This is a genomic window from Enterococcus sp. DIV0167 (assembly GCF_050541555.1).
Lineage (GTDB): Bacteria > Bacillota > Bacilli > Lactobacillales > Enterococcaceae > Enterococcus > Enterococcus faecalis.
Window position 1 is genome coordinate 2087617 of the sequence record NZ_CP172933.1, and the last position, 20968, is coordinate 2108584.

Annotated in this window: 22 protein-coding genes; 9 read left to right on the plus strand and 13 right to left on the minus strand. The window is 37.2% G+C overall.

The genetic code is table 11. The features are described 5' to 3' along the window. Positions 1–8 precede the first annotated feature (8 nt). Positions 9–293: a co-chaperone GroES gene (gene groES, locus IGM09_RS09930; RefSeq protein WP_002356531.1), complete on the minus strand. Its 285-nt coding sequence runs from the start codon at positions 291–293 to the stop codon at positions 9–11. Positions 294–525: 232 nt separating this feature from the next. On the opposite strand from groES, the gene IGM09_RS09935 reads away from it, so the two are divergent. Both IGM09_RS09935 and IGM09_RS09940 read left to right on the plus strand, forming a co-directional pair. Beyond that, positions 526–702, plus strand: a complete 177-nt coding sequence (locus tag IGM09_RS09935) for a hypothetical protein (protein WP_002356530.1) — start codon at positions 526–528, stop codon at positions 700–702. An 18-nt stretch (positions 703–720) separates the two neighbouring features. After that, positions 721–1374 (plus strand): CPBP family intramembrane glutamic endopeptidase, encoded by a 654-nt coding sequence (locus IGM09_RS09940; protein ID WP_002356529.1) that lies wholly within the window; start codon positions 721–723, stop codon positions 1372–1374. 42 nt (positions 1375–1416) lie between these two features. Here the strand turns inward: IGM09_RS09940 and IGM09_RS09945 are convergent, their stop codons facing one another. After that, entirely contained in the window at positions 1417–2067 is a 651-nt protein-coding gene (locus IGM09_RS09945) for a redox-sensing transcriptional repressor Rex (protein WP_002356528.1), read from the minus strand. 213 nt (positions 2068–2280) lie between these two features. Between IGM09_RS09945 and IGM09_RS09950 the strand changes: the two genes are divergently transcribed. The 6 genes from IGM09_RS09950 (at position 2281) to IGM09_RS09975 (ending at position 8601) form a co-directional block, all read left to right on the plus strand. Then, positions 2281–4227, plus strand: coding sequence for an ABC-F family ATP-binding cassette domain-containing protein (locus IGM09_RS09950; protein WP_113826068.1), 1947 nt, complete (start codon positions 2281–2283; stop codon positions 4225–4227). A 14-nt stretch (positions 4228–4241) separates the two neighbouring features. Next, the gene (locus tag IGM09_RS09955; protein WP_002356525.1) at positions 4242–4874 is read left to right on the plus strand and encodes a GntR family transcriptional regulator; all 633 of its coding nucleotides are present in this window, start codon (positions 4242–4244) and stop codon (positions 4872–4874) included. A 95-nt stretch (positions 4875–4969) separates the two neighbouring features. After that, positions 4970–5179 (plus strand): helix-turn-helix transcriptional regulator, encoded by a 210-nt coding sequence (locus IGM09_RS09960; protein WP_010776042.1) that lies wholly within the window; start codon positions 4970–4972, stop codon positions 5177–5179. After that, the gene (locus IGM09_RS09965) at positions 5176–5511 is read left to right on the plus strand and encodes a hypothetical protein (RefSeq protein ID WP_002359589.1); all 336 of its coding nucleotides are present in this window, start codon (positions 5176–5178) and stop codon (positions 5509–5511) included. Before IGM09_RS09960 ends, IGM09_RS09965 begins: the two co-directional genes overlap by 4 nt. Positions 5512–5708: 197 nt before the next feature. Then, positions 5709–6899 carry a quaternary amine ABC transporter ATP-binding protein gene (locus IGM09_RS09970; RefSeq protein WP_002388977.1) on the plus strand — a complete coding sequence of 397 codons (1191 nt, stop codon included), beginning with the start codon at positions 5709–5711 and terminating at the stop codon, positions 6897–6899. Further along, on the plus strand, positions 6892–8601 hold the full coding sequence (locus IGM09_RS09975; RefSeq protein ID WP_010776044.1) for an ABC transporter permease/substrate binding protein: 1710 nt from the start codon (positions 6892–6894) through the stop codon (positions 8599–8601). Before IGM09_RS09970 ends, IGM09_RS09975 begins: the two co-directional genes overlap by 8 nt. Positions 8602–8884: 283 nt before the next feature. Here IGM09_RS09975 and IGM09_RS09980 read toward each other — a convergent pair whose 3' ends face one another. The 11 genes from IGM09_RS09980 to IGM09_RS10030 all read right to left on the minus strand — a co-directional run bounded on the left by IGM09_RS09980 (position 8885) and on the right by IGM09_RS10030 (position 19708). Next, positions 8885–9619 (minus strand): YcjF family protein, encoded by a 735-nt coding sequence (locus IGM09_RS09980; protein ID WP_002384134.1) that lies wholly within the window; start codon positions 9617–9619, stop codon positions 8885–8887. A 119-nt stretch (positions 9620–9738) separates the two neighbouring features. Beyond that, positions 9739–10641: a diacylglycerol/lipid kinase family protein gene (locus tag IGM09_RS09985; protein WP_033625099.1), complete on the minus strand. Its 903-nt coding sequence runs from the start codon at positions 10639–10641 to the stop codon at positions 9739–9741. Between the two features lie 122 nt (positions 10642–10763). After that, entirely contained in the window at positions 10764–11777 is a 1014-nt protein-coding gene (locus tag IGM09_RS09990; protein WP_002356518.1) for a CdaR family transcriptional regulator, read from the minus strand. 141 nt (positions 11778–11918) lie between these two features. After that, positions 11919–13067 (minus strand): glycerate kinase, encoded by a 1149-nt coding sequence (locus IGM09_RS09995; protein WP_002356517.1) that lies wholly within the window; start codon positions 13065–13067, stop codon positions 11919–11921. Between the two features lie 21 nt (positions 13068–13088). Further along, the gene (locus IGM09_RS10000; protein ID WP_002359581.1) at positions 13089–14381 is read right to left on the minus strand and encodes a GntP family permease; all 1293 of its coding nucleotides are present in this window, start codon (positions 14379–14381) and stop codon (positions 13089–13091) included. A gap of 109 nt (positions 14382–14490) precedes the next feature. Beyond that, positions 14491–15174, minus strand: coding sequence for a TVP38/TMEM64 family protein (locus IGM09_RS10005; RefSeq protein ID WP_002368872.1), 684 nt, complete (start codon positions 15172–15174; stop codon positions 14491–14493). Positions 15175–15323: 149 nt separating this feature from the next. Next, a complete protein-coding gene (locus IGM09_RS10010) occupies positions 15324–16397 on the minus strand; it encodes an ABC transporter substrate-binding protein (RefSeq protein ID WP_033625100.1) in 1074 nt (357 codons plus the stop codon). Beyond that, complete coding sequence (locus IGM09_RS10015; RefSeq protein WP_002356512.1) at positions 16394–17230, minus strand: ABC transporter permease; 837 nt, start codon at positions 17228–17230, stop codon at positions 16394–16396. Before IGM09_RS10015 ends, IGM09_RS10010 begins: the two co-directional genes overlap by 4 nt. Next, positions 17230–18036: an ABC transporter permease gene (locus IGM09_RS10020; protein WP_010707223.1), complete on the minus strand. Its 807-nt coding sequence runs from the start codon at positions 18034–18036 to the stop codon at positions 17230–17232. The genes IGM09_RS10015 and IGM09_RS10020 overlap by 1 nt, the downstream gene beginning before the upstream one ends. 18 nt (positions 18037–18054) lie before the next feature. Continuing rightward, positions 18055–19140, minus strand: coding sequence for an ABC transporter ATP-binding protein (locus IGM09_RS10025; protein ID WP_002356508.1), 1086 nt, complete (start codon positions 19138–19140; stop codon positions 18055–18057). A 25-nt stretch (positions 19141–19165) separates the two neighbouring features. After that, entirely contained in the window at positions 19166–19708 is a 543-nt protein-coding gene (locus tag IGM09_RS10030) for a helix-turn-helix domain-containing protein (protein WP_002356507.1), read from the minus strand. A 263-nt stretch (positions 19709–19971) separates the two neighbouring features. Between IGM09_RS10030 and IGM09_RS10035 the strand changes: the two genes are divergently transcribed. Then, complete coding sequence (locus IGM09_RS10035) at positions 19972–20964, plus strand: YhdH/YhfP family quinone oxidoreductase (protein ID WP_010707222.1); 993 nt, start codon at positions 19972–19974, stop codon at positions 20962–20964. Positions 20965–20968 lie beyond the last annotated feature (4 nt).

Here is a 20968-nt window from a genome sequence, read left to right on the forward strand (position 1 = left end):
GTTGTTTATTATTCAACAGTGGCAATAATGTCTTTGGCTGATACAATTAAGTATTCTACGCCTTCGTATTTCACTTCTGTTCCTGAATATTTTTCAAACATTACTGTGTCACCAATTTTTACTTCCATCGGAACTTTTGTGCCATTTTCAAGCACACGACCTTCACCTACTGCGATAACTTCACCTGTTTGTGGTTTTTCTTTTGCAACGGATGCAAGAACAATTCCTCCAACAGTTTTTTCTTCTTCTTTCGCGACTCTAATTACGACGCGATCGCCTAATGGTTTTAACACAATAAATCCCTCCAAATAAAAAGTTTTCGCTTATTTTAGCACTCGATACATAAGAGTGCTAACTCACACTATTTATAATACTCATTTCACTCTAAAAATGCAAGTCTTTTCTCTCTTTTTCTTGTCAATTATAAGATACGCATTTTTTATTGAGTATTCTTTTTTCATGGAATGTTTTTCCAATCCTTTAATTCATGGTAAAATAAATTGACTACGATTGGAGGCGAATAAAATGAAACAACGTTTACTTACAGCACTAATAGCAACCTTCGTTTATTTTGTGATAGCGAATTTAGGAAATCTTGTTTTCAGTGTCACAGAAGGAATTGTTTCGACACTTTGGGAATCTCTTTTCTTTTTCTTATTCGTTTTTCTTTTATTAGGATATCGCAATAATCGTAAAAAATAATTATAGAAAGGATTAACCATGACCTTAAGAAAATCAAGTTTATTTATTTTAGTCACATACATTATCGCTTTTTTCGGGCCGTTACTTTTTTCGGGTATTTCCCCCAATGCAGCGATTAATGTGACAACTGCTCTCTACATTATTGGCGCCCTTGTAATGATTGGCATCTTTTTAAAAACAACAGAACCTTCTCCTTTAGAGGAAACAGCAACCTTGAAATCACCTATTTTTATTTTTTTACTAGGTGTTAGTGGGATTTTCATTGCCATGCTGATTCAAGGGGTTACTTTTGCCATTGAAGTAGCCATCACAGGAGAACAAGCTACTTCTCAAAATACACAAGCTATTGTAGCGGTGATTTTGGCAAATCCTTTATTTATTTTGGCAACTACTATCGGTGGTCCGATTATGGAAGAATTCGTCTTTCGTTATGCATTTATCCATTTAATCCAGCCTTTTACAAATTTCTGGATTGCGGCTACTGTTAGTTCGGCGATTTTTTCACTCGCACATGCCGATGGTCACTTTTTTGTTTATTTCTTTATGGGATTTTTCTTTGCTCTTTTGTACAAGCAAACTGGAAAAATTTGGACCTCAATTATTGCCCATTGCGGCATGAATACGATTGTGATTATTGTTCAACTACTTTTGCATAATGGTGCAATTCAATAAGAAAAGGGCCTTCGTCTAAACGACTAGGCCCTTTTCTTTTGCTTATTCTTCTTCGTCAATCAATTCGTTGTCATGATGTAAGAAATAAATTAATGTTTGTAATTCGTTGGTTAAGTCAACATTTTGAATTAATACTTCAGGTGGCGCTACTAAACGCGCAGCCGTAAAGTTTAGAATTCCTTTAACCCCTGCTTCAGCAAGTTTGTTCACAACTTCTTGCGCTTTGCGAGCTGGAATAGTTAAAATAGCTACTTCGATTTGTTGAACACGGATTTGTTCCATCATATCTTCCATTGGATAAACCGGAATACCGTCAACAATGCGTCCCACAATATCTTCATTCACATCAAATGCGCAACTTACACGAATACTGTTGCTTTGATGGAATTTGTACTTTAATAAAGCACTTCCTAAATTACCAACCCCGATTAATGCGACATTGGTTAACTCATCTTCATTCAATGTTTTTGCAAAAAAGTTCATTAAGTTTTCAACATCATAGCCGTACCCACGTTTACCTAATTCACCAAAATATGAAAAGTCACGACGAATAGTCGCACTGTCTACTTGTACCGCTTCACTTAATTCAGTTGATGAGACTTTATTTTTTCCTGTATCATGTAACATTCTTAAGTAGCGATAATATAAAGGAAGGCGTCGCGCCGTTGCTTTTGGAATAACTTGATCTTTCACAATTGGACCTCCAATACTTTCACTTAAATCTTATCCATTAACATAATAGCAGTTTTTCACAATAAAAAGCAATTCTATGGCTCAAAAATAGCATTTTTCTTCAAAAGTTTGTGATAAAAGGTATAAACCTTCACAAAGCATTTTTTGATACGTGCTATTTTAGCAGATTTTATGCTACACTAAGGGCAATGAATTTAGAAATGAGGACTACTGATGATTTTATTACAAGCAAATCAAGTTGCCCGGCATTTTGGCTCGGAAACATTGTTTGAAAACATACATTTAGAAATTGCAACAAAAAGTCGGATTGCCTTAGTTGGTCGTAATGGTGCTGGAAAATCGACTTTTTTAAAAATCATTGCAGGCATTGATGCTCCCGATAGCGGAACCATTGCCAAAAATAAAACTGCTACGTTAGGTTATCTAGCTCAAAATACCGGCTTAGAATCAGATAAAACCGTTTGGGAAGAAATGACAAAAGCCTTTGCTGACATCCTAGAAATGGAACAGCGTATGCGAGAATTAGAAACCAAAATTAGTGAAATGGAGCCAACCACTTCCGTTTATGAAGGAATTTTAAAAGAGTACGATCAATTGCAACATACGTTTTCTGAAAAAAATGGCTACGGCTATGAAAATGAAATTCGCTCAGTCCTTCACGGCTTTGGCTTTGATGAATCCTTTTACACGAAAGATATTCAAACCTTATCTGGTGGTCAAAAAACCCGGCTTGCATTAGCGAGAATGCTTTTACAAAAACCAGACATTTTAATTCTGGACGAGCCTACAAACCACTTAGATATCGAGACGCTTTCTTGGCTGGAATCTTATTTGCCAAGCTATGCCGGCGCCCTATTGATTGTTTCCCACGATCGTTATTTTTTAGATAAGGTAGTTAATGAAGTTTATGAACTGAGTCGCAAAAAAATGACTCACTACAAAGGAAACTATTCCAAATACTTAGAGTTAAAAGCAGAACAATTAGCCAGTGAATGGAAAGCGTATGAAAAGCAACAAGAAGAAATCAATAAGTTAGAAGATTTCGTTGCCAAAAATCTGGTTCGTGCATCTACAACGAAACGTGCACAAAGTCGCCGAAAAATATTAGAAAAAATGGACCGTTTAGACCGACCTCAAGGAGATGAAAAATCGGCGCATTTTCTTTTCGATAGTGAAAAAGTCTCGGGAAATGTTGTTTTACAAGTCGAAGATGCCGCCATTGGTTACGACCAAGAACATATTTTATCCGAACCTATTCACTTGGATATTCGTCGTAAAGAAGCCATTGCCTTAGTCGGACCGAACGGAATTGGTAAATCCACTCTCTTGAAATCAATTATTGACCGCATTCCTTTCATTAAAGGAAGTAAAACTTTTGGCACCAATGTTTCTGTAGGTTACTATGACCAAGAGCAAGCCAATTTACATGGCAATAAAACGGTCTTAGCGGAATTATGGGATGAACACCCAACCACACCTGAAAAAGAGATTCGAAGTATTTTAGGCGGCTTTCTCTTCAGTGGAGACGATGTTGAAAAAACGATTCCTTTATTAAGCGGTGGCGAAAAAGCACGTGTGGCATTAGCAAAATTAGCGATGGATCGTGACAATTTCTTGATTCTCGATGAGCCAACCAACCACTTGGATATTGATAATAAAGAAGTTTTAGAAAATGCGCTGATTGATTATGAAGGAACCATCCTCTTCGTTTCCCATGACCGTTACTTTATCAATCGAATTGCAACAAAAGTTGTTGAGCTTTCTGAAAAAGGCAGCAAACTTTATTTAGGCGACTATGATTATTATTTAGAAAAGAAACAAGAGGAAGAAGAAATCGCTGCCCTCTTAGCTAATGAAGAAGCGGCGAAAAAACCCGAACCAGTCACAGCCAAAAATACCTTTTATCAAAATAAGGAGCAACAAAAATTACTCCGTACTTTGCAGAGAAAAATAACACAAGTCGAAGAAAATCTTGCTCAGCTAGATACGACAATTGCACAATTAGAAGCACAAATGAGTCAACCAGACATTCTAGAAAATCATGTTGAATTGCTGGCTTTAAACCAACAATTAGATGACGCTCGTCAGCAACAAGATGAACTACTTGAGCAATGGGAAAATTTCAGTTTAGAATTAGAAGAAATGGAAAATAACAATTAACGGAGGGATTCACTATGGCTTCCAAAAAAATCAGTTTAACGAAGCCCAAATATCAACAAATCGCCGTTGATGTTGCGGAAAAAATTGCAGAAGGCAAATTACATGTTGGAGATAAAATCCATGCCCGTTCCACCCTAGCTAACCAATACCAAGTGTCGCCAGAAACAGCTCGCAAAGCCATTATCGTTTTAGTCGATTTAGAAATCGTTAAAGCCAAACACGGCAGCGGCTTCTATGTGGCATCAAAAGAAAAAGCGCAGGACTTTGTGACACAATATCAAGACGTTCAAACGATTGCTGAAATTAAAGAAGAATTGCTAGATAGCGTAGCGAAACAAAAAGAAGAACTTACTCATTTTTCTAGCATTCTAGATACTCTTGTTGAACAAACAAAGCGTTTTGATTCTTTCAATCCAATGAATCCTTATTCATTGGTTTTAACAGAAGAAGCTGCTTATCTTGAGGCGACGATTAGCGAAATGAATTTTTGGCAAAACACTTCGGCAACGATTATCGCCATCAAACACAAAGAAGAGCTTCTGGTCTCACCTGGTCCATATGCAAAGATTTCGTTGAACGACACACTTTATTTTGTTGGACATGACGAATCAACGTTACAACGAGTGCAGAATTTTTTCTATCCTTAAAAAGCTCATTTGAGCTTTTTTTCTTTTGACAAATTCCTTTCAAATTGCTAAAATAAAGTAACGAAGTCGTTACATTTAGAAACGAGGTAGTTACATTGATTAAAAACAAACTTAAGGTTCTTAGAGCCCAAAAAAACTGGACACAAGCTGATTTAGCAGAAAAAGTTGGGATTTCACGCCAAGCAGTTATTTCTATTGAAAAGTATAAATACACACCCTCTTTAGAACTAGCCTTTGATATTGCAGCAGCTTTTAAAAAACCCGTCACAGAAGTATTTTATCAACAAAAGGAGGAAACTAAATGAATATTGAAACACTGAAACCACTTTTAGGAATTAGTTCGATGTGTATCTTAGCGATTTTTATGTATTTAACTGAACGATTCAAAAAACAGAAAAAAGTTGAATATAAAAATGATGAACGCTGGCAAGTTATCCGTTTAAAAGCAAATCAAATGATTTTACGTTATTTCTATATTCTAGGAATTGTTATCTGTATATCTCTAGCAACTGTGCTTGTGTTGAACTTAAAAACGGAAATTTCTTTAACCACTGTTGTTCAAGTTCTTTTTTATGGTTACTTATTTCAAAATCCCATTGAGTACTATTCATTAAAATACTTTGATCAAGAAATTTAAAACAAAGTGACTACTTATCTTGCGGTAAATAGTCACTTTTTTTATTTATTATTTCTATTTTTCATAAAAAACCACTATAAAACCTAGTTAAAATACTGTTTTTCTTCATTTTCAGAAAGATTTTCATCTAATTTGACAAAGTGACAACTTTATAGTAGTCTGATGTAGTCACTTTTTTATTGAGGAGGAACAATGATTTGCCAAAAGTAAAAGTAAATCACCTTACCAAAATCTTTGGTAAGAAAACCAAACCGGCACTTGAAATGATTCGTGCCAACAAAAGCAAAACAGAAATTTTAGAAAAAACGGGTGCCACAGTCGGTGTTTATGATGTAAATTTCGAAGTTGAAGAAGGCGAAATTTTCGTTATTATGGGGTTATCAGGAAGTGGGAAATCAACATTAATTCGTTTATTAAATCGTTTGATTGAACCAACTTCAGGAAATATTTATATTGATGGACAAGATATTTCTTCTTTAGATAAAGAAGGATTACGTGAAGTACGTCGAAATAAAATGAGCATGGTTTTCCAAAACTTTGGTCTTTTCCCCCATCGAACTATCTTAGAAAATACGGAATATGGTTTAGAAATTCGTGGTGTTCCTAAAGAAGAACGCCAAGCAAAAGCTGAAAAAGCCTTAGAAAATTCTAGCTTAATTGCTTTTAAAGACCAATTACCAAGTCAATTATCTGGTGGGATGCAACAACGTGTCGGCCTTGCTCGTGCCTTGGCTAACGATCCAGAAATTTTATTAATGGACGAAGCGTTCTCTGCTCTTGATCCGTTAATTCGTCGTGAAATGCAAGACGAACTATTAGATTTACAAGAAAATGTCAAAAAAACCATTATCTTTATCACACATGATTTGAATGAAGCTTTACGAATCGGCGACCGGATCGCCTTGATGAAAGATGGTCAAATTATGCAAATTGGGACTGGAGAAGAAATTTTAACCAACCCAGCCAACGAATATGTGCGAACCTTCGTGGAAGATGTGGATCGTTCAAAAGTCTTAACTGCCCAAAATATTATGGTACCTGCTTTAACTACTAACATTGAAATTGATGGCCCAACTGTTGCTTTAAAACGGATGCGTCAAGAAGAAGTGAGTATGTTACTTGCCGTGGATAAAAAACGCCAACTAAAAGGCGTTGTACGCGCAGAAAAAGCTTTAGAAGCGCGTAAAAATGGGACTTCTCTTGTAGAATGTGTGGATCCAGAAATTCAAACAATCGACAAAGATATGTTAGTGAATGATATTTTCCCACTGATTTATGATGCACAAACGCCTCTTGCTGTGACTGATAACGGCAAACTATTAGGCGTGGTCATCCGTGGTAGCGTACTTGAAGCACTTGCAGAAACAGAGGTGAACGAACATGAATAAGTATCAATTACCTGTCGCGTCTTGGGTTGAAAGTTTTACTGATTGGTTAACTTCAACATTTGCTGGATTATTCAGCTTTTTACAAACAATTGGTCAAAGTGTAATGGACAACATTACTGCCTTACTAACAGCCGTACCACCACTTGTGCTGATTGTGCTATTAACGATTGCTGCTTTCTTTATTTCTAATAAAAAAATTGGCTTAAGTTTATTCACATTTATCGGCTTAATGTTTATCTATAACCAAAACTTATGGAACGATTTAATGAGTACCGTTACGTTAGTTTTACTTTCTAGTGTTATTTCCATTATCATTGGTGTGCCACTAGGGATTTTAATGGCGAAAAGCGAAAAAGCCAAGAGTATTATTACACCGATTTTGGACTTCATGCAAACAATGCCTGGTTTCGTTTACTTGATTCCAGCCGTTGCATTCTTCGGAATTGGTATGGTTCCTGGGGTCTTCGCCTCTGTTATCTTCGCTTTACCACCAACCGTGCGCTTTACGAATTTAGGAATTCGACAAGTACCAAATGAACTTGTTGAAGCAGCTGATTCTTACGGTAGTACTGGCTGGCAAAAATTATTCAAATTAGAATTACCTTTAGCCAAAAACACGATTATGGCTGGTGTTAACCAAACAACCATGCTAGCCCTATCAATGGTAGTTATTGCTTCAATGATTGGTGCGCCTGGACTAGGACGTGGCGTCCTTTCTGCTTTACAACGTGCGCAAGTCGGGAACGGTTTCGTAAATGGTGTGGCTTTAGTTATTTTAGCGATTATCATTGACCGTTTTACTCAACATTTAAATAATAAAAAAGCAGCCCCTAAAGCATCTGGTGCCACCTCTAAAAAGAAAAAATATGGGATTATTGCAGCGGTTGTTGTAATTGTTGCTGGCTTAGTTGGTGCTTCAATTTTTACAACAACAAATGATAAGCAAATTTCCCTTTCTTATGTGGAATGGGATACCGAAGTAGCCTCCACACATGTGGTTGCCGAAGTCTTAAAAGATATGGGATATGATGTTAAAACGACTCCTTTAGATAACGCAATTATGTGGGAATCTGTAGCTAAAGGTGAAACAGATGCCATGGTTGGTGCGTGGCTGCCAGGAACTCACGCAGAGCAATATAAACAATATAAAGATAAATTAGACGACCTTGGTGAAAACCTTAAAGGCGCGAAGCTAGGAATTGTCGTCCCTTCTTATATGGATGTTGATTCTATCGAAGATTTATCTGATCAAGCTGGGAAAAAGATTACTGGAATTGAACCTGGGGCTGGTGTTGTTGCAGCAGCAGAGAAAACTAAAGAAGCTTATCCTAATTTGAAAGATTGGTCTGTTGAAACTTCTTCATCAGGTGCCATGACTGTCGCCTTAGGACAAGCAATTAAAAACAACGAAGACATCGTTATTACTGGCTGGTCTCCTCACTGGATGTTTGCAAAATATGATTTAAAATATTTAGCTGATCCAAAAGGCACTATGGGCGGTGAAGAAGCGATTCACACAATGGCTCGCCAAGGCCTAAAAGAAGATCAACCAGAAGCTTACAAAGTGTTAGATAATTTCCATTGGACAACTAAGGATATGGAATCTGTCATGTTAGAAATTAACGAAGGCAAAGACCCACAAGAAGCTGCACGTGATTGGGTTGATTCACATAAAGACCAAGTAGCAGAATGGAAAAAATAATTCTTAACAAATGACTTCCCCATCTATTAAAAGAGGGCGTTGAACAAATTGTTCAACGCCCTCTTTTTTCGCCAAAAAAACCACTCAGTTGGGTAGACTGAGTGGAAAGGAGTTATTTTTACTTGAGGAGTAAAAATGAAAAGTGTTTATGTTGGGTGTTTTGTTGGTATGCTTATATATTAACGAGAACCTGTGAATAATTTGTGACGAAAACCTTGGAAATTTGCTACGAATTACTTAAAAAAGTTTAAATGTGTCTCATCCTAGTTAATCGATACAGTAATTATTTCTTTTTAGCATTTTGGATGGCTTTAAATAATGTTGAAAATTGTCCTTTGAAAGACATCACATCATCAAAGATATCAACACCATCGTTTAACATTTTGACGGTCACCCAGCCAAGCGCTTCCGTAATTGCTACCGCAACTGAAGCATTGACCATGCCACCAGTCACAGTTCCGACAACAGGAATCACTTTTAGAATATTTCCGACTGCGCTCTTACCTAAACTAACCACTACTAATTCTTTGGTTAAACTTTTCCCTAAGCTTTCAGACCAAGACTGACCAAAAATTTTATGCAGCCGTGACATCATAGTTAATTGAACAGGTACCAGTAAAAAAGCATCCGAAAATGGAATTGGCGAAAACCCAATAATTGCTGCTGACAATGCAGCAAAATGAATCGTTTGATGACTTTTCTTTTTCACGTCAGGTGAAACACCAGCCAAAAATTCATCAAATACTTTGTCGAGTTGTGTTTGACTGTTCGTCACTAATTGTTCTGCTTTACCTTTAGAAGTTGCGAAAGCATTCATTATGGCCGTAGACGTTTTTTGTGGAAATTTTTTCAAGACATCCTGAAAAAAAGAACGAAATTCTGGGTCTTCGATTTCTTCATTCAATTGCTTAGTTTCTTGTTCTGCTAATTCTTGTTTTTCAATCTCTTCAAAAAGTTCTTGTTTCTTTTTGTTTTTATGTTTTTTTCTTCTCATCTCATTAACTCCTTTATCTATCAATATGTAGAAACAAAGTATAGCATAGCCCCTGATTGATTCTCTTTTAGATGATTTGAAAAGCCAGAACTTATCTGTTTTTTAAACAAATAGAAATGTTCTAGCTTTTCTCAAAAAATCAGCTATTTTGTTTGTTCTTCACCGCAATAGACCGTCAAGTGTTTAGGTAAAATTTCCAGCGTAATTGGCAAAGCAGCTCCTTCATCACCATCCACATTAGTGGTTAATTCTTCTTGGTTTTCTAAGGAGATTGTTCCTTCTTTAAAGGTTAGGTAAACTAAATTATCAGTGGACTGGTCGACTCCTTTTAACAAATCTGGGACTGCTTTTACTGCATCCCACAATGATTGATCTTTTAAATAAACTAAATGAAGTTTGCCATCATCCACTTGGGCCTCTGGTAATAATGTTTCAAACCCACCGATTGAATTCGTTAAGCCAACTAAAACGGTACTACTTTCAATGGTTTGTTCTTTTTGATCCAAGCTTAAATGAAAAGGATACGTTTGAGCATTCGCTAAATGTTTGGCACCTGAAATAAAATAAGCGAGTTTTCCTAACTTCGTTTTTTGTTCAACGTCCACGTCGTTAATTGACTCTGGAATCGTCCCAATCGCAACGACATTCATAAAATAGTCGTCATTGATTTTCCCCACATCTAAAGCACTGGTTTTTTCTAAATCTAATTGTTGAATCGCTTCTTCAGGGTCCATCGGTAAATTCAAGGCTCGCGCTAAATCGTTCACCGTTCCTAAAGGAAAAAAGCCAAATTTTGGGCGGTAATCTTGTTCTGCCAACCCGCTAATTCCTTCATTAACGGTTCCATCTCCCCCCATTACGAAAACACTGTCGAAGTGACTTTCCGCAGCTTCACGGGCAAATTGTTCTGCATCGCCGCCTTTTTCTGTTTGTTTCACTACAACTTCATCAAATAACTGCTTTAATTTTTCTTCTGCTAACGTTTCAAATTCTTTGGCTTTTTCACCACCAGAACTGGGGTTAACAATTAAAACTGCTTTTTTCACTGGCACCACTCCTCATTGATATCTAAATCGTTTGATTCCTTACAATTATTATAAAAGATATTTTTGATTCTGGCGAAAAATATGCTGACACTTGCTTAACAAACAAGCATTCCTGCTCCTCACTACTTTTCAAAACGTTCTTTAAAGCAATAGGCAAAATAATAGAACAATTTCCAAAAATCTTGCCAAACTTTTGGATCCATCCCCGTCAATTCATGAATTCGTTTCAAGCGGTAATTCAATGTATTTCGATGGATATGTAATACTTGTGAGGTTTCATTGATGTTTAAGTTATGATTGGCGAAAAAAATAACGGTTTCATAGTATTCATCATAAATCGTCTGGATGGTTTCAAAAAAATCCAATTCAATATGAAAAGGAAAATTAAAAATTCCTTGAATGAAAAAATCTTCTGCTTGGTAAAACTTAGCCTTTTCTAATTGGAGAAACGATAGAAGTAAATACGTGTTTTGTGCCTCTTGGACCATTTGTTGAATCGTGGCTTTTTCCGAACTTATTACAAGGTATTCTGTTACTGGCTTTGTTATCTGAGGTGGTTCAGAAGTAATCACCAGATAACAATTTTCCCATTCAAATATTTCATGGCCAGGATAATAACTGGATAATAAGCGCTTGTCCTTGGTCAGTACACAATGATTCTGGTCATCTAATTGAAGGTTATATAGTTCCAACGCTTCAAGTTTTAAGGCTTCTGAGTAAGCAGAATCAACATGCATTAAGTGCTGGATAAACTGATTTTTTTGTTTCTTCTTTTTTTCGCGTTCTTGTTGTGTATTTAATTCTTCTGTCAGTAAAAGAACAATCGAGCGCACAAGCTTGGTAAATTTGCGCACCTCGTCTGGTTCTCCTGAAATGCCTACGACACCTAAAATGTGATCATTCAAAATAATCGGTTCATTGGTGCCTTTTTTCTCTAAAGAAGTATCTTTATAAATTTCAATATTTTTCCGTTCATTGATGGCTCTTTCTGCGCCACGATGGCGCTCCCCAATTCGAGCAGAATCTCCACTCGCAATAATTTTTCCTCGTTCATCCATAATATTGATGTTATAAGGAATATCTGCCATCAACTTTTCAACAATTTTATTTGCTTGGATTTTGTCTAATTTTAACATTGCTATCGCCAACTTTCTAAAAAGCGAGTAGCGTTTGGGACATAAGCCGCAATGACTTATGTCCCAAACGCTTAATTCTTCAGATCAACGACTGAACATTTTTATTTCAGCTTTCATTACTGATGATACCATGGTTAGTTCTTAGTCACAAGGCACCAGCTGTAATGTACGAGCAATATTTTCAACGGTTCTTTCTAAGTTAACTGGTCCATTTTTCAATGCTGCTTCCAATGGTTCGGCTTTGGCCAAAATTCCAAAAATAGCCGTCATCCCTTCTTCATAGAGGACATCCACATCTTTGCCGATATAGCCAGCACAAGCGAAAACCGGTTTTTGATACTTCTTGGCCAAACGTGAGACGCCATAAGGGGCTTTGCCGAATTTTGTTTGAAAATCCATCCCGCCTTCACCAGTAAAGACATAATCAGCGGCTTTTATTTTTTCTTCTAATTGATTCACTTCTACGACAATATCAATTCCTGGGCGTAACTGAGCTTTTGTGAATGCTAGTAACCCTGCACCCAAACCACCAGCAGCTCCTGCGCCTGGCATCATCTCAACATCAATGCCGACCTCTTTTTTGATAATCGCTGCATAATGGGCTAAGTTTTTATCTAATTGAGCCACCATTTCTTCTGTCGCACCTTTTTGCGGGCCAAAGACATGAGACGCCCCTGTTGGCCCTGTTAGTGGGTTATTCACATCACTTGCTACTAGAACTTCGGTAGCAAAAATACGTTGATCAAACTGTGTTAAATCGATCTGCGCCAGTTTATCTAATGCACCACCGCCACGCGTCAATTCTTGCCCTTCCTTGTCTAACAAACGCGCACCAAGTGCCTGAATCATACCTGCACCCCCATCATTTGTCACGCTACCACCAATGCCGATAATGATTTTTTTTGCCCCATGATTGAGCGCATGTTGAATCATTTCTCCTGTACCATAAGTAGAAGTGATCAAGGGATTACGTTCTGCTGCTTTGACCAATTCAATTCCGTTGGCTTTCGCCATTTCAATGACCACCGTTTCTTGGTCACCTAATAAGCCGTAATAGGTTTCAACGATTTGATCAGGAAGCGGTCCTGCCACACGCACTGGTACTCTTGTGCCTCCTGTTGCATCCACTAAGGAATCCACCGTTCCTTCCCCGCCGTCTGCCATAGGGACGTGTTGAATGTCTGCATCTTTAAATACAGCTAAAATCCCTTTTTCCATTGCCAGACAGGCTTCTTTTGCACTCATACTTTCTTTAAATGAGTCTGGAGCCAAAACAAATTTTTTCGTCATCTTTTCGCGCCTACTTTCCAACTAGTTTAAAATAAAGCCATATAAAATGGTTGCAACAATCGTCATTACCCCACCGACACACATTTCATAAGGAATCACTCGAATTCTTTCTTTAATCGTCATATTCATACTTTGTGCCGTAATATGGAAATAATTGCCTTGAGGAACACTATCAATCACAGTTGCCCCAGTATGCACCATGACTGCTGCTGAAAGTGAAGATGTGCCCATATCTAAAATCGCTGGTCCAAAAGAACCTGTCGCTAAAATAACCGCTGTGGATGTTGAACCAACTGCTAAGCCCATTAAAATACCAGAAATCGGTGCCAAGAAGGTTCCAGAAATTCCCATAACAGAAATTAAGTGGACAATTTGTGTTGATAAATCAGAAACAGAAATTAATCCAGCAATTGCACCTGCACCAATTAAAATTAAAACGGTATCAGTTACTCTCTTTAAGCCAGAAGACGCATAAAAGGCCAGTTGTTTTGTTTGACCAATCGCAATTGTCCCAACAACTGAAGCGAACGGCAAAATATACAGAGCATCAATATTCAAACTTTTGATGAAAGAAATATTTAAAACGGCGCCAATCGGATTAAGTAATAATAAGACAATCGCTAACACTGGCGCGATCAACGCCTTTTTCAAAGGTAATAATTCTTTTGTTTGTTCCTCTACAAGATCCGTTTCTTTGACCATTGATCCTTTGCTTCTCATGATATTTGCAAGAACAACAGCTGTAATTAAACCAAATACGGCTGGAATAAATCCAGCAATCATAACGTCACTTAAAGGTAAATCAAAGCCGTTCGCCGCTGCAATAGTATTTGGATTAGGCGAAATAATATTACCCGCTTTGCCGCCACCTGATAAGGCAATCAATAATGATAACTTACTGATACCCGTACTTTTCCCAACAGATAGAGCAATCGGGGCAACAATCAACACTGCAACAGGAATGAATACGCCCACTGCTGTAATTACCATTGTGGATAATGCCAAAGATAAAATAGCTTTTTTCTCGCCAAGTTTTTGTACAATGGCGTTGGCAATTGATTCTGCCGCACCGGATTCCATCATCACACCCGCCAACATGCCGGCTGCTAAGACACGGATTGCGGTTCCCATAATACTTTGTGTTCCGTTTAATAGAACAGCGACTGTATCTGACAGGGAAGCGCCTCCAATAAGACAACCAACAATTGCACCAAAAAACAAGGAATACACAGGATTAAATTTTTTCAAAATTAATACTATTGCTACAACTAATCCTAAAATTGCAGCAACCCAAGATATTGTAATATCTGGCATTCAAAATCAGCTCCTTAAATTGTTTACGCTTTCATTTTATCAAAGTCCTTTCTTTTTAAAATTGTAAATTTAACAGGATTTATTGTTCAAATGCACAAAAAAACCGTTCTTAAAGAACAGTTTTTTGAAATCTTTTTCTATCTTTCTCAATAATGACCACCAAGCCAACGAACAAAAGAACACTCACAATTAACAATACTGCCGTTTTATTATATCCATGAAAGAGCGCTTCGCCTCCACATGCGTAAAGTATTGAGGAAGGAATTACACCAATGAATATAGCGGCTATTAAATTTTTTAATGGCAACTGCATAGTATCTGCAGCAAAATTAATCACAGAAGAAGGAATAATTGGAATCATGTAGCCCACCATAATCCCAATTTTTGGATGCTTCATCCGTCGAATGGACTGGACCCAATGATTGGTCTCCGTTTTTCTATCTAAAAATTTTATATGATGCATCAAAAAGATTGCAACTAAATTTCCCAAACTATTCCCTAAAACATTAATGAGTGTGCCGCTGAAGGGACCAAAACTCAATCCTGCAATCACACCAATTACCGAGGTTGGAATCCCTGGTACTGCACACATGATCGCGGTCAAAAAAACTAACAATAGCGCTGCTGAAAAACCATGTGAACGAATTCGCTCTAATAATTGTGTCTTACTGGCTTTAGGATTCAAAAATAATTGAATATCTGTTTGATATTCTAGATACAAACGGTAACCAACCAACAGGATTAAAATAAGACCGCTACTGATTAGTAGTATTCGGATTGTTTTCCTCTTCATTTTCTTTGCTCCTTTTATGCTTTATACAAAGTGTAGCACAGGATTCTTTGTGCCTCAATTAGAAGCTTGTATGAATAAAAGCCGCCCCTAAAAGTTAGACTAAAAATCTAGCTTTTAGGGGCGATTCGAAAGTTATGAAGGTACTTTTTTTATTTCCGATACATCTTAAACTCCAAGAACAGATCGTTATAAATTCCTAAGTATTCTTGACCTAAATCTTGGTAAACTTCTAAATGTTTGATGGTTTCATCATCTGGATAAAATTGTTTATCTTCGGCAACTTCTTTTGGTAATAGTTTTTTAGCTTCTTTATTTGGTGTGGAATAACCAATATATTCTGCGTTTTGTGCCGCATTTTCTGGTCGTAACATAAAGTTCATAAATGCATAGGCACCATCTTTATTTTTGGCTGTCTTAGGCATCACAATGTTATCAAACCAGAGATTAGAGCCTTCACTGGGAATCACATAATGTAGATGTTCATTGTTTTCTAGCATTTCAGCAGCTTCACCAGAGAAAGTTACAGCAACTGCACTTTCTTCATTAGCCATGTACATTTTGATTTCATCGGCAACAATTGCTTTGACATTGTTCGTTAATCGGTTTAACTTATCGGTAGCCTGACGTAATTGTTGGTCGTTTTTACTGTTTAACGAATAGCCTAAACTGTTCAAAGATAATCCTAACACTTCCCGAGCACCATCAATCAGCATGACATTATTTTTTAATTCCGGGCGCCATAAATCATCCCAATGTTGGATCTGACGGCCGTCAATAAATTTATCATTATAAATAATCCCCAACGTGCCCCAGAAGTACGGAACGGAAAACTTATTTTTGGGATCAAAGGATTGATCTAAAAAGCGTGCATCAATGTTTTCTAAGCCTTTTAATTTGCTGTGATCAAGTGGTAAAAGCATCTTCGCTTTCATCATTTTTTGAATCATATATTCAGAAGGAATGGCAATATCATAAGCTGTGCCACCTTGCTGAATTTTTGTATACATGGCTTCATTAGAATCAAAGGTTTCGTAATTGACTTTATAGCCTGTTTCTTTTTCAAATTTCTTAATCAAGGTCGGATCTATATAGTCCCCCCAATTGTAAATGGTTAAGGTATCTGCTCCTGCCATGCCACTTGCTTTCTCCAATTGGCGCACGCCAAAAAACAAGATGACAATAATAGCGATAATTCCAATAAAAAGTGACTGTAATTTTTTCATTTTAACTTGGCCACCTCACTTTGTTCCCGACGCATTTTCTTTAAACGTTTTGGCGTATTGTCTTTACTGATAAAGTAATAACCGACAACTAGAATCATTGAGAATAGGAACACTAACGCACTTAAGGCATTGATTTCTAAACTAATTCCCTGACGTGCTCGTGAATAAATTTCAACAGATAATGTTGAAAAACCATTGCCTGTCACAAAGAATGTTACGGCAAAATCGTCCAACGAATAAGTAAAGGCCATAAAGTAGCCAGCAATAATTCCTGGCGCTAAAAAAGGCAAAATAATATTTTTAATCACTTGAACATTATTGGCCCCTAAATCCCGTGCCGCATCTACCATAGAATCGTTCATCTCTTGTAGTTTTGGTAAAACCATTAAAACAACAATTGGAATACTAAAGGCAATATGCGACAATAATACACTTGTAAAACCTAAACTGATAAACCCTACTGCCGTGAAGAAAATTAAGAAACTGGCTCCAATAATAACATCTGGTGAAACGAGTAAAATGTTATTAAAGCTAAGCAACGTGTTCCGGTTTTTACGACGTTTTGTATAATAAATCCCCATCGCGCCAAATGTTCCAATGATGGTTGCTATTAAAGCCGATAAGAAAGCTAGCAAAAACGTATTCAGAACAATGGTTAACAAGCGTGTGTCTTCGAAAACGTTCCGATAATTATCTAACGTAAAACCAGTAAACTGATTCATCGTTTGCGTGTCGTTAAACGAATAAAAAATCAAATAAAAGATTGGTGCGTACAGTAGCGCAAAGACAACGAATAAATACACATAAGACCATTTAAACTTTTTCTTTTGCATTATTTGCCACGCCCTTTCTTCTTCTCACCCGTCAGCAACATCACAATAAACATGGCAACAATTAAAATCACACCAATTGTTGAACCCATGCCCCAGTTTTGCGTTACTAAGAAGTGCTCCTCAATCGCCGTCCCCAACGTAATCACCCGATTGCCGCCAATTAAACGTGTTAACATAAAGAGCGAGAGCGAAGGAATAAAGACAGCTTGAACACCACTTTTCACACCGTTTAGGGAGAGAGGAAAAATGACACGGCGGAACGTTTCCGCACTGCTAGCTCCTAAGTCCCGACTAGCACTAATCAATGAAGGATTCATCTCTTCTAAGGCATTAAAAATCGGCATAATCATAAATGGAATTTCAATATACGTTGCGACAAATAAAAAACTGAAATCTGTAAACAGAATTTGGTGCGTACCCAAACCCATAAAACTCATAAACTGATTGATACTCCCATGAATACTGAAAATCCCAATAAAGGCATAAGCTTTTAATAATAAATTCACCCACGTTGGTAAAATAACAAGCATTAACCATAACTGTTTATGCTTGAGCTTTGTCAAAAAATAAGCCGTAGGATAACTTACCAATAACGTAAAAATGGTAATCAGAAAAGCATACCAAACCGAATTAACGGTCATACTTAAATACGTTCCTGATGTAAAATACGTTTGGTAATTCGCCAAGGTAAACTGGCCATTCATATCGAAAAATGATTGATAAATAATCATTAGCACTGGCGCAATGACGAATAAAAGTAACCACATTACATAGGGAATCGAATAAATTCGACGCATTGTTTTCATTTTATTTTCCCCTTTCGTTTACTCGTCGTAACTTTCTAAACGGGCATCAAAGTCTTCTTCTGATTCATTGAAGCGCATCACGTGAATATCTTCTGGCTCAAAAGAGAGCCCTACTTGAGCGCCTTCTTTGGCTTTTCGAGTGGAATGCACCATCCATTCGTTTCCTTGTTCATCAAAACAAATAATTTCATAATGAACGCCGCGGAATAACTGTGTATCCACCGTTACGGTTAGCTTGCCTTTTTCAAGCGTGGTAATCGTTAAGTCTTCTGGACGTAAAACGACTTCTACAGGTTCATTTTTCCGCATGCCGCCATCGACACATTCAAACTTTTTGCCCACAAATGAAACTAAATTATCTTCCAGCATCACGCCATCCACAATATTACTTTCCCCTACAAAGTCAGCAACAAAGTGATTAATCGGTTCATCATAAATATCGACTGGTGTGCCACTTTGCACGATATGACCTTTATTCATGACAAAAATTTCATCACTCATCGCTAATGCTTCTTCTTGATCATGGGTCACAAAAATAAAAGTAATTCCTAAACGTTGTTGTAAATCACGTAGTTCATATTGCATCGCTGTGCGTAATTTCAAATCTAAAGCGGATAACGGCTCATCTAAAAGCAATACTTTTGGCTCATTGACAATCGCTCGTGCAATTGCGACCCGCTGACGCTGGCCCCCAGACATTTCACTAATTTCACGTGTTTCGTAGCCCGGTAATTGAACCAAACGTAATGCCTCTTTCACTTTTTTTTCAATTTCTGCTTTGGATAGTTTTTTGATTTTTAAACCAAACGCAACATTATCAAAAACATTCATGTGAGGAAACAAAGCATAATCCTGAAACACGGTATTGACTTGGCGTTTATTGGCAGGTACATCATTTATTCTTTTACCATCAAAATAAACATCGCCAGAAGTCACGTCATTGAATCCCGCAATAATACGCAAAATCGTTGTTTTGCCACATCCTGAAGGTCCTAATAAGGTATAAAATTTTCCTTCTTCAATTTCAAAGCTGACATTTTTTAATACTGGTTCATCGTCAAATTGTTTGACAACATTTTCAAATGAAATCACATGGTTTCTCACTGGATAAACTCCTCCATTTCGTCCTTTATAAATACGATTCTGTCGCCACAATTAACGCACGACTTTTTCCTCGACCATTGTTGCTAATTTGGTGAGGTTCTGTTGCTTGGTAATACATGGTTTGACCTTTTTTAGCAATATACGTGGCTTCCCCTAATGTCAAACGAATGGAGCCATCAATCACATAAATAAATGTTTCCGATAGAGAAGGTTCAAACGTTTTGTATTCGCCATTTTTATCAAAAGTAATAATGACAGGTTCCATTTCTTTTTCATTTGAGGCTGGAATTAACCATTTTAGTTCATAGCCATGTTCTTCATCATAATAGAGGGTACTTTCTTCTTCATTGTAGACAATTTTCTGTTCAAGCGGTTGCTGACTAAAAAACTGCTCTGGCGTCACGCCTAGTACTTCTAAAATTGAGAAAAATGTTTCCATTGATGGTGAGCTTAAATCCCGCTCCAATTGGGAAATATAGCCTTTGGATAAATCCGTTCTTTCGCCTAATTCTTCTTGTGTTAAATTTTTCTGAATGCGTAAATTTCTCAACTTCTCACCAATTTCCATGGCACACCTCGTTTCTATTTTCAGCTAATCTTTTCAACAAAAGTTTTGTAATACTAAACTTACAGTTTAGTTTTACCTTTTTTAGTATACGAACTTTTTGAAAAATTTCAACCATTTTTCTTTATTTTTCTAGTCTAATTGTCACACAATCTTTCTTTTCTGTATAACTTACTGTTTATAAGAAGAAAAATGATACGAAAAAATCAGAATATGATAAAATAAGACGAGTTGCTTTTTTACATAATTGGAAGGAGAGTTTTTATATGAATTCATTTCAAGCATTTACGTTAAGAGAACAAGATACATCTGTTATTGGTCAACTAGAAACCATTACTTTAGACGATTTATCAGAAGGCACTGTAGTAATCAAAGCAGCCTACTCCTCAGTTAACTTTAAAGACTCTTTAGCTTCAAAAAAAGACGGCGGTGTGATTCGCAATTATCCAATGATTCCAGGAATTGATGTCAGTGGCACTGTTGTCACATCGGAAGATCCTCGTTTCAAAGAAGGCGATAAAGTGATCGTAACAGGCTATCAATTAGGGGTTAGTCATACTGGTGGTTATTCTGAATATGTGCGTGTTCCTGGCGATTGGGTAGTTCCACTTCCTGAAAAAATGAGTCTCAAAGAAGCAATGATTTTCGGAACTGCTGGCTTTACGGCCGGATTATCTGTCACAGCTTTAGAAGACGATGGCTTACGCGACGACAAAGAAGCCCCCATCGTTGTAACTGGTGCGACAGGCGGTGTTGCGACATTGTCTATTGCGATGTTGCATCAATTAGGCTACACTTCAATCACTGCATTAACTAGAAAGCCAGATTCTTTTGAGCTTTTAAAAGAGTTAGGTGTTAGTGAATGCTTATTAGTAGAAGATTTCTTAGCAACTCCTGTTAAAGCATTGATGAAACAGCGTTTTGCTTTTGCAATTGATACCACTGGTGGGGAAATTACTTCTGCTGTTTTACCACAACTTCGTTATGATGGCCGTTCAGCCATTTGTGGCCGCGCTGCTGGAATTACATTAGAGACAACCGTTTTACCCTTTATTTTACGGGGCGTTCATTTATTGGGCATTGATTCGGTTAATGTTGGTATGGACAAACGAAAAATAGTCTGGCAACGTCTTGCCACTGATTTAGACATCACTGAAAAAGCTGTGTATCAAGAGATTACTTTAGAAGAACTTCCCCCTGTTTTTGAAGCATTACAAGCAGGCCAACATATTGGACGGACCATTGTCCGAATTTCTTAAGGAG

Bases quoted from the DNA above. Each gene is read 5' to 3' on its own strand.
- IGM09_RS09935 (WP_002356530.1), top strand. From the start codon at position 526: ATGAAACAACGTTTACTTACAGCACTAATAGCAACCTTCGTTTATTTT.
- IGM09_RS09940 (WP_002356529.1), top strand. From the start codon at position 721: ATGACCTTAAGAAAATCAAGTTTATTTATTTTAGTCACATACATTATC.
- IGM09_RS09950 (WP_113826068.1), top strand. From the start codon at position 2,281: ATGATTTTATTACAAGCAAATCAAGTTGCCCGGCATTTTGGCTCGGAA.
- IGM09_RS09955 (WP_002356525.1), top strand. From the start codon at position 4,242: ATGGCTTCCAAAAAAATCAGTTTAACGAAGCCCAAATATCAACAAATC.
- IGM09_RS09965 (WP_002359589.1), top strand. From the start codon at position 5,176: ATGAATATTGAAACACTGAAACCACTTTTAGGAATTAGTTCGATGTGT.
- IGM09_RS09975 (WP_010776044.1), top strand. From the start codon at position 6,892: ATGAATAAGTATCAATTACCTGTCGCGTCTTGGGTTGAAAGTTTTACT.
- IGM09_RS09990 (WP_002356518.1), bottom strand. From the start codon at position 11,777: ATGTTAAAATTAGACAAAATCCAAGCAAATAAAATTGTTGAAAAGTTG.
- IGM09_RS09995 (WP_002356517.1), bottom strand. From the start codon at position 13,067: ATGACGAAAAAATTTGTTTTGGCTCCAGACTCATTTAAAGAAAGTATG.
- IGM09_RS10000 (WP_002359581.1), bottom strand. From the start codon at position 14,381: ATGCCAGATATTACAATATCTTGGGTTGCTGCAATTTTAGGATTAGTT.
- IGM09_RS10005 (WP_002368872.1), bottom strand. From the start codon at position 15,174: ATGAAGAGGAAAACAATCCGAATACTACTAATCAGTAGCGGTCTTATT.
- IGM09_RS10010 (WP_033625100.1), bottom strand. From the start codon at position 16,397: ATGAAAAAATTACAGTCACTTTTTATTGGAATTATCGCTATTATTGTC.
- IGM09_RS10015 (WP_002356512.1), bottom strand. From the start codon at position 17,230: ATGCAAAAGAAAAAGTTTAAATGGTCTTATGTGTATTTATTCGTTGTC.
- IGM09_RS10020 (WP_010707223.1), bottom strand. From the start codon at position 18,036: ATGAAAACAATGCGTCGAATTTATTCGATTCCCTATGTAATGTGGTTA.
- IGM09_RS10030 (WP_002356507.1), bottom strand. From the start codon at position 19,708: ATGGAAATTGGTGAGAAGTTGAGAAATTTACGCATTCAGAAAAATTTA.
- IGM09_RS10035 (WP_010707222.1), top strand. From the start codon at position 19,972: ATGAATTCATTTCAAGCATTTACGTTAAGAGAACAAGATACATCTGTT.